Below are 14,968 nucleotides of genomic sequence, written 5' to 3'. Positions count from 1 at the left end.
CAAGACAGAAAAATAACCGCCCTAGCCTGGAAAGTTAAGCGGTTATTTTTATAACGTATTAATAATCAGGCGAACCGTCATCGGTAGCACCTTTCTTTATTAATATATTAACATTTGGTATATTTTATGTCAACAAATAAAGGAGAGATGAATATACACTATGGATCAAGAAAAATTAAGAACCATATTGCAGATAGGTGAAACAATAGCAGTAGAATTTAAAAGATGCAGCAACCGAATAGAAAATGATGTATATCAAAGTGTATGCTCCTTTCTGAATCGTTTTGGTGGAGATATTTACCTTGGAGTAGAAGACGATGGGACTGTTTGTGGAGTTCCTGAAAATGCAGCAGGAGATATGGTAAAGAATTTTATAAAGATTATCAGTAATCCCAATATGTTTACTCCAACCATATATCTATCGCCGGAAATTATAAAGTATGAAGGAAAAACGATCATTCATATTCATATACCAGTCAGCGCAGAAGTACACAGTTTCAAAAAAGAAGTTTATGACAGAGTAGATGATGCAGATGTAAAAGTTACTGCAACAGCTCAACTTGCAATGATGTATATTAGAAAACAGAATAGGTTTACAGAGAAACAGATTTATCCTTATATTTCACTGGAAGATTTTAGATTAGATTTATTGCCACGAATTAGAAAAATGGCAACAAATAATATAGAAGGTGTGCATAGTTGGGAAAGTATGAGTGATGAGGAATTATTGAGAAGTGCGGGATTATATGGAAAGGACAGAGCGACAGGAGAAAGTGGATATAATCTGGCAGCAGTTATGTTATTGGGAAAAGATGATCTGATCATGGATATTTGCCCAGCTTATGAAACGGATGCGTTGGTAAGAAGAATTAATGTGGATCGCTATGATGATCGAGAAATCATTAGAACAAACTTAATAGAAAGTTACGATCGATTAATGGAATTTGGAAGAAAACATTTGCCTGATAAATTTTTTATAGAAGGGGTGGAACGAAAAAATCTGAGGAATATTATAACCAGGGAAATGATTGCAAATACATTAATTCATAGAGAATTTACGAGTTCATATACAGCTAAATTTGTAATAGAAAAAGATAGGATGTATACAGAAAATGCGAATCGGTCATCAGGAGATGGAATTATTACACCTGATAATATGGAACCAAATCCAAAGAATCCGATTATTGCTTCATTTTTTAGAAATATAGGATGGTCAGATCGATTAGGTTCAGGAGTGAGAAATATATTTAAATATTCGAAATATTATTCAGGAGAAGAACCAGAATTCATAGAAGGTGATGTATTCAGACTTATTGTGCCATTAAATGAAGATTATTCCTATGATAATGTAAAAAACGGCGATAAAAAAACGGCGATAAAAAACGGCGATAAAAAAACGGCGATAAAAAACGGCGATAAAAAGATTTCAAAAAAGACAATACAAAATTATAAAAAAATACTTGAATTTATGGAAGAGGGTAAAGAATATACGATTCAGGATTTTTGTAATTTATTAAATTTAAAACCCTCCAGAACGAAAGAGTTATTAAAAGCTTTGACACAAGATATAGAACAAATAGGCAATAATAAAAATCGAAAATACAGATTAAAATAAAAGGCTATGGGGAGGAAACCTACAAATGCAATCAGCATATATTCACTTATATCTGATCATGATCAACGTTATAACATTTGCATTGTATGGACTAGACAAATGGAGAGCGATGACAAGACAGTGGAGAGTCAGAGAGAAAAAATTGATCATACTTGCACTGATCGGAGGCTCCATTGGAGCAATGATCGGTATGACAGTATTTCATCATAAGACAAGAAAATGGTATTTTAGATTAGGGATACCTTTGATTTTGGGCATTCAGGTGTCGTTGATACTTTGTTTTTATGATATGATGTAAGTAAGCAAAGAAGAATTGGGAAGAAGTTTAAGAGACCCAAAAGCAAAGGAAGATTAGAGATATGAAGCAAAACAAATGGAAGCATTTAAAATTTGAAAAATATGTTTTTGTGCTATTATTGGCGATCGAGCTTATTATGTCATTTACTTTTTTAGGATTCATCCATATTGATCCAATTTCACTTACAACAGCATATATCCCGATCGTAGTTGCGGGATGTTTGCTTGGACCTTTGGAATCGACACTGATCGGATTGGTATTTGGACTAGCAAGTATGTATAAGGCATCAGCACTTTATGTTGTATCAGATGATAAGATATTTTCGCCGCTATACAGTGGTAATCCAATAGGAAGCATTTTACTAAGTGTTGGGGCAAGAGTTCTGTTTGGCTTTGTGATCGGATATCTGTTTTCTATCATAAAAGGACGAAAGTATGAGAAAATAGGAATCTGGATCCTTTCTTTGATCTCACAGTGGATACATGCTTTCTTAGTGTTCATTGTTATGGGAGCCTGTTTTCCACAGCTTGGCTATACTGGAATGTCAACATTTCATATGGGGATCAATGATGCACTTATTGCACTATGTTGTCTTTTCTGGGTAGAGGTGGCATATAAGATTTATCACAAGGAACGCATTCAAAAATACAAGGATACGGTAAATCAATCTTTGGATGATCCATATCTGTCTTCTAAGATAGTCGCTATATCATCAGGGATCAGTTTTTTGATCATTTGTATAGCGATATTTTCTACTGGATATTTTGCAAATCGGTCTACATGTATGTTGAAACAGCACAGAGTTCATGTAACAAGAACAATAGAGATTGATCTGCTACATTTACAGGTACAGTTTTTGATCGCAATGCTTGCATTGGATTTTATCTTAATATTGACGATGCTTATGATCTACCAATATATGAAATATCGGGAATATCAAGGGGAGATTGATTTTTTGACTGGAGTAATGGGAAGAAGACTGTTTTTGCAACACTGCCAAAATATTCAAAACGATCAGAGAATCCATGGCCATCAAGGATGGTTTTTATTCTTGGATGTGGATTGGTTTAAGCAGATCAATGATAAACTGGGACATATAGCAGGAGATGAAACCTTAAAGAAATTTGCGACATTTTTACAAGAACAATTTGAGCCATATGGAGCAGTCGGAAGAGTTGGTGGAGATGAGTTTGCTGTGATGATCGAAGAAGAGATGAGCCAGGAAGTGTTAGAAAAGGAACTGGAATAATTCTTTCAAAATATCTCAGGAATTCAGAAGGAAGTCACAGTAAGCTGCAGTATTGGAGTATATCGTTTTAAATATCCAAAAACGATCAAGGAACTTCTGACAAAGACCGATGAGATCTTATATGAAGCAAAAGCAAACGGAAGAGGATGTTTTGTGATTAGATAAAATCTAAGAAGGTGGTAACGGTGGTGTTGGCAATGAACAATATGAAATTACCAGTAGGCATCGATCAATTTGATAAACTGATAAAATCCGGTTTCTACTACGTAGACAAAACCAGATTGATCGAGCAGCTTTTACAAAACTGGGGAGAAGTAAATCTATTTACACGTCCTCGACGTTTTGGAAAGACTTTGAATATGAGTATGCTGAAATCCTTTTTTGAGATAGGAACAGATAAAACACTGTTTGATCAATTATACAAGATCCAGATCACGGCAGCAAAAACATCGAAGTATCAGAAAGCGGTGAAATATGTGACGGTTAAGGTAAAATAAATCAACAAAGAATTATGCAAAGTTATTGATTGAAAATTTTAAAGTATGTTATAATTACCTAATTACTAATTGTTCGATTAGTAATTAGGTAATTAGTAATTAGTCAATTAGCAAAAAGGATGATGTTATGAGATTTGTTGGAAGAGATCGTGAACTTAAGAAGTTAAATGAATTGTATCAAGAGGAAGAATTTCAGTTTGTTGTTATCTATGGAAGACGGCGGGTTGGAAAAACGATGTTGATCAATGAATTTTTGAAAAAGAAAAGATCCGCATATTATATGGCAGTTGAAGGTACATCCAAAGAAAATCTGTCAGGTATTTCAAAAGTGTTATTAGCTGAAAAAAATGAAGAATTTTATATGCCAGAATTCCCAGATTTTGAAAGCTTGCTTTCATATATCGATCATTTATGTAAGAATACAGATGATCAAGAACGTCTTGTGATAGCAATTGATGAATTCCCATACCTTGCAGGATCTTATCCTGCGATTTCTTCAATGTTACAAAGTCATATTGATCAATGTTGGAAAGATTCCAATTTGTTTTTGATTCTGTGTGGATCTTCTATGAGTTTTATGGAAGAGCAGGTGTTAGGGTATAAAAGTCCCTTATATGGAAGAAGAACGGCCCAGTTTAAACTACATCCTTTCACTTATTTTGAAGCCAGACAGATGCTTTCAGGTTTTAAAGCAGAAGAACAGGCAGTTTTATACGGTGTGACAGGGGGGATTCCAGAGTATTTATCAAGGATTCATAATGATTGGTCAATGGATGATAATATTAAGAAATTATTTTTTGATGAAAGCGGACGTTTATTTGATGAACCAGGGAATCTTTTAAAACAGGAACTTCAAGATCCATCAAGCTATCATTCAATCATAACAGCGATTGCAGGAGGTGCAAGCAGGTTAAATGAAATTGCAACGAAAACAGGACTTGCAAGCAGTGGATGCAGCGCACAGATTCAGTCTTTGATAACGTTAGGAATCATTAAGAAAGAAACACCATTGACTGAAGGTATCAAAAGTAGAAAAACATTATATACCTTAGAAGATTTTATGTTTTTATTCTGGTATCGATTTGTCAGACCGAATTTAAGCGGTATTATGAGAGGAATCGGGGAGACAATCTATGAGGTATCTGTAAAACCTCAGATCAGTCATTTTATGGGATATATTTTCGAAGAAATCTGCAAGCAATATTTATATTTTCCACAAATCTATATGACACTTCCATTTCCAACAGGTGAATTTGGACGATGGTGGGGAAATAATCCAAAGAAGAAACGACAAGAAGAGATTGACCTAATGGCGGAGAACGGCTCAGAAGCAATCTTTGGAGAATGCAAGTGGAGAAATGAGCCAGCAGATGTGGATATATTGGAGACATTACAGGAAAGAAGTGGATTGTTTCATTATCAAAAACAAAGTTATATGATATTTTCAAAATCAGGTTTTACGGAAAAATTAAAGTTGCGTGAGCAGGAAGAGGAAAATGTCAGACTGATATCATTCGAAGATATGAATCAGTTGTAAAAAAATATGGAGACAGTTTCAGATTTTGAAAACCGTCTCCATATTTTTATTCCATGTGTAACATACAATTGTTGAAAAATATTAAAAAGTTGGTTACAATCTACAACAAATCCCCCTGCCAAACATCCTTCACCTTCATCTCATGCGCAATCCTATTCAAAACTTTCCGCTTATAAACACTCCACTCAGGAGCAATCAACAAATCTCTCGGTCCATCTCCAGTTAATCGATGAATCACGATCTCAGGACTCAGATTCTCAATACATTTCAAAATCAGATCAACATAAGATTCCAAAGTAAACACATCAAAGGGATGTTCCTCATAATGATCAGCCAGATCCGTATTCTTCAAAATATGCAGCATAGAAAATTTAACCCCATGAATCGGAAGGTGATTCAGATAACGAACTGACTCAAGCATCATATCATCCGTTTCACCAGGAAGCCCAAGAATCAGGTGAACAACAGTCAATACACCGATCTTATGAAGATTCATAACTGCTTCATCAAAACAAGACAAAGGGTACCCACGCCGGATAAAAGAAGCGGTCTCTTCATGAATCGTCTGCAGACCAAGTTCCACAAACACAGGTTTGATCTTATTTAATTGATTTAAAAGTTCCAAAACCTCGGCAGGCAGGCAATCCGGTCTGGTACCGATCGCAAGAGCAATGATTCGCGGATCATTGACCGCTTCCATATACAAAGTTTCCAGTTTTTCAATCGGACCATAAGTATTCGTAAAAGCCTGAAAATAAGCAATATACTTCCCATTCTCGATCTTTCTAGAAACCATCTCAATTCCAGCGGTGATCTGATCTGTCACAGACAAAGCAGCTGAAGAAGCAAAATCCCCGGAACCGCCCTCACTGCAAAAGATACAACCACCAGTTCCAAGTGTTCCATCTCTGTTTGGACAGGTAAAACCACCATCTAAGGATACTTTATAAATTTTCTCACCAAAATAATTCTTTAAAAAACTATCAAACGAATAATAACGTTTTCCATGCCAATTCATATGATCATAACTCCTAACTACAAGTTTGTTATCTACAAGATAGCACGAAAAATGTGGAAATTCCAGTGTTTTCAAGTCACAAAATGTTCATAACATTAACACGTACTGTTCATAAAACTATCATGAGATGTTCAAAAAGATTTTCTACAATAACAAACAGAAAATCAAAAACAGCACATGAATTGGAGGCATATATGGAAAAGAAAAATATGATATCAAAAATAAAGAATCATAAACTATGTTGTATTGTGATCATTTTAGCATTACTTGGTGGCGGAGGATTTGGAATTTATAAATTCTTCTTCCAGAAAAAGCAGCCACAAAAAACGGTACAGACACAGAAAGCAACAACAGGAACGATTGAAAAGACAGTAGAAGGAAGTGGTTCTGTAAAAGCAACAACGCAAAATGTCACATTTTCCAGTGATGTCACCGTACAGTCAGTTCTTAAAAAAGACGGAGCGGCAGTCAAAAAAGGAGATGTGATCGCTAAGCTTACAAGTTCTGATCTGGAAGATTCGATCACGCAGTTAGAAAGCCAGATTGAAACTCTAGAAGATACGATCGAAGATAGTGATTCATCCGATGATGATTATGCAAGTAATGTACGAAAATATAAAGATCTGACAATGAAGTTATCAACCTTGAAAACAGAAAGAAGTAACCTGACAGTTACATCAAAATATAATGGAATCGTAAGTGGCACGATCACAAAAGGAAAAACGATCAGTAAAGGCCAGAGTGTATGCAAAGTACTGAAAACAAGCAGTTATAAAGTAACGATCAATGTTGATGAATTAGATATCAAAAGTGTCAAGAAAGGCCAGAGTGTTACAGTAACAGCAGATGCAGTGGAAGATAAGACATTTACAGGGAAAGTAACAAAAGTATCGAAAGTTGGATCAACAAGTGATGGAGTTGCGACATATCCAGTCACGATCCAGTTAAGTAATGCAGCTGACCTTTTGCCATCCATGAGTGTCACAGCAACGATCACAACAGCCAAAGCAGAAAATGCGGTCTTAGTCCCAGTATCAGCAATCCAGACAAAAGACGGGGAAAGTTATGTAACAGTAGTAACGGATGACAATGAAAATGGAACACAGACCAAAGTAGAGACAGGGATCATCAATGATACTTATGCACAGATCACATCAGGAGTCAGCGAAGGAGATCAGGTTAAGACCATCACAAGAAGCAGTAGCAGCTCTGATGAAAAATCCGATATGAAAGGTGGAATGGATGCACCATCTGGTGGTGGAATGCAAGGTGGAAATAAGCAAGGCGGTGGAATGTCATCTGGTGGAAAACAGTAGGAGGTGATCATTATGATATCCGTAAAAAATCTAAAGAAAACTTATTTTCTTGGTGGAGAAGAAGTTCATGCATTGGATGATGTGTCACTTTCGATCAAAGAGCACGAATTTGTGGCAATCATCGGGCAGTCAGGAAGCGGAAAATCAACATTTATGAATATGCTTGGATGCCTTGACCGCCCGGATTCTGGAGAAATAACACTGGATGGAACAGATATTTTAAAATGTAAAGAAAAAGAATTATCAGTGATCCGCAATAAAAAGATTGGATTTATCTTTCAACAGTTCCATCTGCTACCAAAACTCTCCGCACTGGAGAATGTAGAACTTCCGCTGATCTATCAGGGAATGCCGACAAAGAAGCGAAGAGAAAAAGCAGTAAAGGCATTAAAAGCAGTTGGTTTGGAAAAACGAATGAACCACAAACCTAATCAGCTTTCCGGAGGACAGCAGCAAAGGGTCGCGATCGCAAGAGCGTTAGTCGGAGAGCCATCCCTGATCCTTGCCGACGAACCGACAGGAAATTTAGATTCCAGATCAGGAAAAGAGATCATGATGTTGCTGCATAACCTTTATGAAGAAGGAAATACGATCGTATTGATCACACATGACAACAATGTGGCAATGGAAGCACCGCGACAGCTACAAATCAGCGATGGAAAGATCATAAAAGATTCAGGAGGTGAGGCAGAATATGAAGATCACACAAGCAATTAAAATGGCATTTGCTTCTATATGTTCAACAAAATTAAGATCATTCTTAACCATGCTTGGAATCATTATCGGTGTGATGAGTGTTACAGTTCTTGTATCGATTGTACAAAGTACGACAAATAACGTCAGTGACACATTATCACAATTAGGCGGCAATGTGATCTCAGCAACGGTAACAAGCAGAAGAAGCAATAAGATCACAACCAGTGACATTAAAAGCCTTGAAAATAACCCAGCAATCGAGAGTGTATCACCGATCATTTCAGGAAGCTCTACAGCAAAAGCATCTGGAAATTCATCCAGTGTAACATTAAAAGGAATTACAGAGGAATACGAAGATATTCAAAATATCAGTGTACAAAAAGGACGTTATATCTTAGATGTAGATAATGATAACCGGCTGCAAGTCTGCCTCATTGGAGTCACAGCAGCCAAAGACTTATTTGGACATACCGATGTAGAAGGAGAAACAATCCGAATCTCAGGAAGAAACTTCAAGATCATAGGAGTCTTAGAAGAAGATGGATCATCTCAGAGAGACTCCAACGATTCAGTAATCTATACTCCATTTACAACAGCACAAAGGATCATGCAAAACAGCACGATCAGCAGTTTTTATGTATCTGCAACAAATGAAGGAATGCTTAACATGGCAGAAAGTGCAGTAGATAGCTTCCTGTTAGAAAAAACAGGAGATGAAGATTCCTATACGATCACAAATCAGTCTGATATCGCAGACAGCGTCAGCGACGTTACAAACTCCATGACATATATGATCGGAGGAATCGCAGGAATCTCACTTCTGGTAGGTGGGATCGGAATCATGAACATCATGCTTGTGTCCGTTACAGAACGAACAAAAGAGATCGGAATCCGAAAAGCCATCGGGGCGAAGAAGAAAGATATCCTGGCTCAATTTATGATCGAGTCAACCGTTCTGTCCTGTATGGGAGGTGTGATCGGAATCGCATTAAGTGCAGCAACCATTTTTGGAATGAATCAGTTAATGTCAGCAGATTATACGATATCAGCAGGAATTAGTCTGATCGCATTAGCATTTTCAGCGATACTTGGAATCGTGTTTGGATTATATCCTGCTAATAAGGCAGCGAATTTAAAACCAATCGAAGCGTTGAATTTATAAAATATTTTGAAGCCTCTTGCGTAATGTATTATAATATATACATTACACAGGAGGCAAAATCATATGAAAAAGCGATCAAAAGAAATATTAGATTTGTTAGGCCGAAGAGAAAATGATCACACGATTTCAACACTAGCAGCAAAATTTGAGGTTTCAGAACGCACGATTCGTAATGATATTAAAGATATCAATGACTACCTCAAAGAACAAGAGATCAAACCGATCCGTTTTGGAAGTAACGGCTTAATCGTGATGGAAGAAGATATAAGTCAGGCGAGAGAGACAACACAGCAGGAAGATTTTTATACATACAAACTATCAAAAGAAGAACGAAGAATGCTTGCAGCAGCAATTTTGATCAATACGAAAGATCATATTACATTATCACAAATCGCAGATATATTATATGTAAGCCGTGCTACGATCATTAATGATCTGGATGAAGTCAAAAGAATGTTGGAATCAGGAAAATTAAAAGTAATCTCACATTCAAATAAAGGATTAAGACTTGAAGGATTAGAAGGAGATAAACGTTTATTCTTATTAAGATTAATGTCTGTAGGTTCTAATGGAATTAAAGAAAATTCAACAATCCGGAGTTTTTTTAAAGGTCTGAATATGGAAATTAAGATGAGTGAAGATGAACGAAGGAATCTTCAAAAGATCATCAATGAACAGGAACATGCCTATGGAAGATTTATGACGGATGATTCTTTTGACTATTTACTTCAATATCTGATGCTTTCCATTGAAAGAATTCGCAATGGAAATGTAATGACAGAACCAATTGAAGGGAACAAAAGCAAATATGCAATGGCGAAAGATATTCAAAAATACATCTGTCAGTATTGGGATTTAGAAGATGCCAAAGGCGAAGTGGATTTCTTATGTGGTGTGCTGGATAGTATGAGCTATGTAAAAAGACAGCGAAGAGAACAAAAGATTATAGGACTTCAACTGGTTACAAGAAAATTTATTGAACATATTTCAAAAGATCTTGGTGTAAACTTAAATAGAGATTTTGCGTTTTATGAGAATCTGACAGATCATTTAGAATCTATCATTATGCGTTCCTTTAATGTAACACAGAGGGATGATTTTCTAAAACAATATGTGGAAAAGAATCCTAAGGTCTTAGAAGTTGTTCAAAAGTATAAAGATATGCTAAGTAATTTTATGGATCGAGAGATATCTGAGATTGAGATTGACTATATTGTAATTCATATTTGTGCAGCGCTAGAGCGCAGAAAGAAAAAAGAAGTGGAATTCCGTGTGCTGATCGTATGTGGCGGAGGAATCGGAACTTCGCAGCTGCTTCTTGCCAAGATGAGGAATCGTTTTGATTTTCATGTGGTAGATGTAGTTTCAGCACATTTACTGGATAATGAGAAGTATCAGAATATTGATCTCGTGATATCAACAATTCCATTAAGAGACTATGAAGGGGAATACATTCTTGTATCTCCGGTATTTTCTGATGAAGATTATTTAAGAGTAAATGGAAAGATTGAAGAGATTCAGGAAAAACATAAGATTGAACCAATTCCGATTCAGGAAAGAGTTGCATTGCCACAAAAAGATGCACAGAAATTGATCGATGAATTAAGTCAGATTATCAAAGATCCTTCATTGATGAATCAAGTAACAAGAAAAGTACAGGAATTCTTTGGGATTGAAGTAGAGATACAGGAACCATTTTTATGTGAATTATTAACAGCAGCCGATATTCAGCTAGACATAGAATGTAGTGATTGGAGAGATGCGATTATCAGATCAGCACAGCCATTATTAGATCAAGGCAAGATAGAAGATAAATATATTGATGCCATGATCGACAATGTAAAGGAGAATGGTGCCTACATTATAATCTCTCCAGAATTTGCATTACCACATGAAGGATTTGACAGAGGATGCAATGAAGTTGGAATGAACTTGATCCGCTTAAAAGAACCTGTTACGATCGAAGATATTGACGGAGAGATCGCTAAGGTAAGATTTTTCTGCTGCATGAGCACAGAAGATCATAAAAAGCATATGAAAGCCTTCTTTCATTTGGTCAATATGCTGACAAATCGTGGGTTTAAGGAAGAACTTGCAGCAGCGAAGACACCAGAAGAGGCCGCAGATACGATAAGGAAATACGAGATACGTATCAAATAATAAGATACATTGTTATAGAAGAAAGTAAAGCAGGTTGAAAACCTTTCACAGATTTTTGAAAAGTTTTCAATCTGTTTATATTTTTGCAAAAATCAAGGAAAGTCTTTTGACTGTTTTTTTCTTTGCAACCATAATATAATAAAACCATCGAAAGGACGTCACTTCAAAGTAACAAAAAATAGAGTAGAAAAGAGAAAAAAGGAGGAGTCACAAAAATGGTTTGGGAAAAGCTGAAGGAAGAACTGATCATACCGGGACTCGAAGCAAAATCAAGCGATGACATTTTTGAAGCACTCGGAGGAAAACTTGTAAAACAAGGGTATTGCAAAGAAAGTTATGTGCAGGCTTTAAAAGATCGTGAAGCTGAATTTCCAACAGGAATCAATACAGGAGAAAAAGGAGTCGCAATTCCACATACAGACGTAAGCCATGTAAACAAAAAAGGAATTGCAATCGCAACATTAAAACAACCAGTCGAATTTGTAGAGATGGGAACGGATGATGAATATGTAAATGCACAAGTCATTTTCATGCTGGCAGTTGATGAGAAAGGACATCTTGAATTATTACAGGCAATCTTGGCAGTCCTTCAGGATCAGGAAGTATTAAAGAAATTAATCAAAGCAAAAGACGCAAAAGAAATCATCGAAATCATCAAAGAAAAGGAGAATATATAATTATGAAGAAGAAAGTAATCGTAGCATGTGGAGGAGCAGTCGCAACATCAACAATCGCAGCAAACGCAATCGTAGAATTAGCAAAAGAAAATAACATTGATATCGAAATCGCACAGGTAAGAATTTCAGAGATCGCATCTAATCTTCCAGCAGATCTGATCGTGACAACATCAAAGGTAAAAAGAGACTTTGGAGTACCTCTTATTACAGGAATGCCATTTGTATCAGGATTAGGTGTAGATAAGACAAAAGCTAAGATTCTTGAAGTATTAAATAAGTAAGATGAAAGAAAAGACTAGACGTAAGAGACCATTTTAAAAAGACATAAGAAATGAATATAAAATTTATTTGAAACGTTTATTTTAAAATGGTTTTTTTATAAAGATATATGTAAAAATATAGAATAAAATCAAAAAAAAGGGAGAGACAAACATGGGAATTTTTGGAGATATGATCAATTACATCATTGATATGGGAGCGTCCGCAATGCTTCCACTTGTAATTGCGATCTTAAGTATTATCGTAGGAGTAAAAATTGGTAAAGCGGTTCGTGCAGGTTTGATGGTTGGTGTGGGTTTTGTAGGATTAGGACTGATCGTAGACATGATGAACGCGAACCTTGGACCAGCTGCACAGCAGATGTCTAAAAACTTTGGATTAAGCATGAGTGTTGTAGACCTTGGATGGCCAGGAATGTCCCCAATCACATGGGCATCAAGTATCGCAACTGTTGCGATTCCAGTCGCGATCTTAGTCAACATTATCATGTTAGTATTAAAACTTACAAAAACAGTTAATATTGATATTTGGAATATCTGGCATATGACATTTACAGGAGCGATCGCATATGCAGTCACAGGAAACTTTGCGATCGGTATTGGTGGAGTTGTTGTTCATGCTATCATTGCTTATAAATTTGGTGATCTTTATGCGCCATTAATGGAAGATTACTTTGAATTAGACGGAATCACTGTACCTCATGGAACAGGAACATGGATGGCACCATTTGCATTTGCAATTGATGCAATTATTGAGAAGATTCCTGGATTAAATAAAATTGATTTTTCAATCGATAATTTACAGGAAAAAGTTGGAGTATTAGCAGAGCCTATCGTTATCGGTGGTATCCTTGGTGCAATCGTAGGAGCCTTAGCTGGATATGATTTCTCAGCAGCATTCCAGCTAGGTATCAAGATGTCAGCCGTTATGGTATTAATGCCTAAGATCACAAAATGTATCATGGACGGATTAATGCCATTATCAGAAAGAATGAAAGAAATCTTAACAAAGAAATCTCAGTCTGGAGAAGCTGAATTTTATATCGGACTTGACCCAGCAATCATCCTTGGAGATTCAGAAGTCGTAACAGTTGGACTGATCTTCATTCCATTAACAATCTTGATCGCGATCATCGTGCCAGGAAATACAATCCTTCCATTTGGTGATTTAGCAACAATCGGATTCTTCATTGGTATCGCAGTAGCAGTACATAGAGGAAATTTATTCAGATCATTGATTTCAGGATGTGTGATCATGTTCACAACCATCTGGATCGCAAGTCAGGCAATCCCTTGGACAACAGCATTAGCGAAATCTGTAAACCTAACAAACGGAGCTTCACAGGTAGCAGCACTTGATCAGGGTGGAAGTCCAATCACATATCTGTATACACAGATCGTGACACAGCAGAACATCAAAGGACTGGTAATTATCGGAATCATTTATGTGATTTGCATGATCTTTACAGTTCGTGGATCTAAACAGAGAGCAGCAGCTTTAAAAGAAAGCGAATATTAAAAACAAGCAAACAATGATATAAAAGTGTAAATATATGAACGGGCGGACTTAAAAAAGTCTGCCCCGAACTTTAGAGGAGGAAAAAGAGATGCCTTTAGTTACAACAAAACAGATGTTATTAGATGCCCAGGCAGGAAATTATGCAGTTGGGGCTTTCAATGTAGAGAATATGGAAATGGTCATGGCGGTTATGGAAGCAGCAGAGGAGTTAAAATCTCCAGTTATCATGCAGACAACACCATCTACAGTTAAATATGCAGGATTAGATTTCTTCCTAGCAAATGTAAAAGCAGCAGCAGAAAGAGCAAGCGTGCCAGTAGCCATGCATTTAGACCATGGAAGCAGTTTTGAATTAGCAATGCAGGCATACAGAACAGGATACACATCTATCATGATCGATGGATCTCACGGAAGTTTTGAAGAAAATGTTGCAGTATCCAAAGCAGTTGCAGATGCATGTGCACCATCAGGAATTCCAGTTGAAGCAGAACTTGGTAAAGTTGGAGGAAAAGAAGATGACTTAGATGGTGGAGATGACAACCCATATACAGATCCAGCACAGGCTGTCGAATTTGTAAAACAAACAGGAGTTACATCCTTAGCTGTGGCAATCGGAACAGCGCACGGTGTATACAAAGGAGAACCAAAACTTGACTTAGATCGATTATCAGAAATTCGTAAAGTTGTTGATATTCCATTAGTATTACACGGAACAAGCGGTGTACCAGATGCAACCGTTACAGAGTGTGTAAATCGAGGAATCTGTAAAGTAAATTATGCAACAGATTTAAGAATTGCATTTACAAACGGAGTTGAAAAAGTATTTGAAGAAAATCCAGATGTCATTGACCCTAAGAAATACAATGCAGCAGGAAAAGAATGTGTCAAAGAATACGTTATGTCCAAAATGAAAGTATGCAAGAGTGTAGGAAAAGCAAACTAATAC

At 36.4% G+C, this 14,968-nt stretch carries 12 protein-coding genes and 2 pseudogenes; 13 read left to right on the top strand and 1 reads right to left on the bottom strand.

What is annotated here, in order from left to right; genetic code table 11:
- Nucleotides 1–160 precede the first annotated feature (160 nt).
- The 5 genes and pseudogenes from QUE18_RS10750 (at nucleotide 161) to QUE18_RS10730 (ending at nucleotide 5,196) form a co-directional block, all read left to right on the top strand.
- The gene (locus QUE18_RS10750; RefSeq protein WP_286257501.1) at nucleotides 161–1,615 is read left to right on the top strand and encodes an RNA-binding domain-containing protein; all 1,455 of its coding nucleotides are present in this window, start codon (nucleotides 161–163) and stop codon (nucleotides 1,613–1,615) included.
- A gap of 25 nt (nucleotides 1,616–1,640) precedes the next feature.
- Nucleotides 1,641–1,913 carry a DUF1294 domain-containing protein gene (locus QUE18_RS10745; RefSeq protein WP_040344272.1) on the top strand — a complete coding sequence of 91 codons (273 nt, stop codon included), beginning with the start codon at nucleotides 1,641–1,643 and terminating at the stop codon, nucleotides 1,911–1,913.
- Nucleotides 1,914–1,974: 61 nt separating this feature from the next.
- Nucleotides 1,975–3,327, top strand: a pseudogene (locus QUE18_RS13750) (diguanylate cyclase).
- Between the two features lie 32 nt (nucleotides 3,328–3,359).
- Nucleotides 3,360–3,584, top strand: a pseudogene (locus tag QUE18_RS10735) (AAA family ATPase); the annotation flags it as partial.
- Between the two features lie 202 nt (nucleotides 3,585–3,786).
- Nucleotides 3,787–5,196 (top strand): ATP-binding protein, encoded by a 1,410-nt coding sequence (locus QUE18_RS10730; protein WP_009203619.1) that lies wholly within the window; start codon nucleotides 3,787–3,789, stop codon nucleotides 5,194–5,196.
- Between the two features lie 100 nt (nucleotides 5,197–5,296).
- On the opposite strand, the gene mnmL is transcribed toward QUE18_RS10730, so the two are convergent.
- On the bottom strand, nucleotides 5,297–6,214 hold the full coding sequence (mnmL, locus tag QUE18_RS10725; RefSeq protein WP_009203620.1) for a tRNA modification radical SAM protein MnmL/YtqA: 918 nt from the start codon (nucleotides 6,212–6,214) through the stop codon (nucleotides 5,297–5,299).
- Between the two features lie 194 nt (nucleotides 6,215–6,408).
- Here mnmL and QUE18_RS10720 point away from each other — a divergent pair, with 194 nt between their 5' ends.
- The 8 genes from QUE18_RS10720 to gatY all read left to right on the top strand — a co-directional run bounded on the left by QUE18_RS10720 (nucleotide 6,409) and on the right by gatY (nucleotide 14,965).
- Nucleotides 6,409–7,530: an efflux RND transporter periplasmic adaptor subunit gene (locus QUE18_RS10720; RefSeq protein WP_242852719.1), complete on the top strand. Its 1,122-nt coding sequence runs from the start codon at nucleotides 6,409–6,411 to the stop codon at nucleotides 7,528–7,530.
- A 12-nt stretch (nucleotides 7,531–7,542) separates the two neighbouring features.
- Complete coding sequence (locus QUE18_RS10715; protein ID WP_009203622.1) at nucleotides 7,543–8,247, top strand: ABC transporter ATP-binding protein; 705 nt, start codon at nucleotides 7,543–7,545, stop codon at nucleotides 8,245–8,247.
- Nucleotides 8,225–9,388 carry an ABC transporter permease gene (locus tag QUE18_RS10710; RefSeq protein ID WP_009203623.1) on the top strand — a complete coding sequence of 388 codons (1,164 nt, stop codon included), beginning with the start codon at nucleotides 8,225–8,227 and terminating at the stop codon, nucleotides 9,386–9,388. Before QUE18_RS10715 ends, QUE18_RS10710 begins: the two co-directional genes overlap by 23 nt.
- A 63-nt stretch (nucleotides 9,389–9,451) precedes the next feature.
- Nucleotides 9,452–11,548: a BglG family transcription antiterminator gene (locus tag QUE18_RS10705; protein WP_009203624.1), complete on the top strand. Its 2,097-nt coding sequence runs from the start codon at nucleotides 9,452–9,454 to the stop codon at nucleotides 11,546–11,548.
- 215 nt (nucleotides 11,549–11,763) lie between these two features.
- Nucleotides 11,764–12,225 (top strand): PTS sugar transporter subunit IIA, encoded by a 462-nt coding sequence (locus QUE18_RS10700; RefSeq protein ID WP_008393240.1) that lies wholly within the window; start codon nucleotides 11,764–11,766, stop codon nucleotides 12,223–12,225.
- Between the two features lie 2 nt (nucleotides 12,226–12,227).
- Nucleotides 12,228–12,506: a PTS galactitol transporter subunit IIB gene (gene gatB, locus QUE18_RS10695; protein ID WP_008393241.1), complete on the top strand. Its 279-nt coding sequence runs from the start codon at nucleotides 12,228–12,230 to the stop codon at nucleotides 12,504–12,506.
- A 151-nt stretch (nucleotides 12,507–12,657) separates the two neighbouring features.
- Nucleotides 12,658–14,022: a PTS galactitol transporter subunit IIC gene (locus tag QUE18_RS10690; protein ID WP_008393247.1), complete on the top strand. Its 1,365-nt coding sequence runs from the start codon at nucleotides 12,658–12,660 to the stop codon at nucleotides 14,020–14,022.
- An 88-nt stretch (nucleotides 14,023–14,110) separates the two neighbouring features.
- Entirely contained in the window at nucleotides 14,111–14,965 is an 855-nt protein-coding gene (gatY, locus tag QUE18_RS10685) for a tagatose-bisphosphate aldolase subunit GatY (RefSeq protein ID WP_008393248.1), read from the top strand.
- Nucleotides 14,966–14,968: the final 3 nt, after the last annotated feature.

Source organism: Anaerostipes hadrus ATCC 29173 = JCM 17467, assembly GCF_030296915.1.
Lineage (GTDB): Bacteria > Bacillota > Clostridia > Lachnospirales > Lachnospiraceae > Anaerostipes > Anaerostipes hadrus.
Note: the sequence above shows the minus strand (reverse complement) of the source record. Positions and strands in the feature narration are given on the sequence as shown.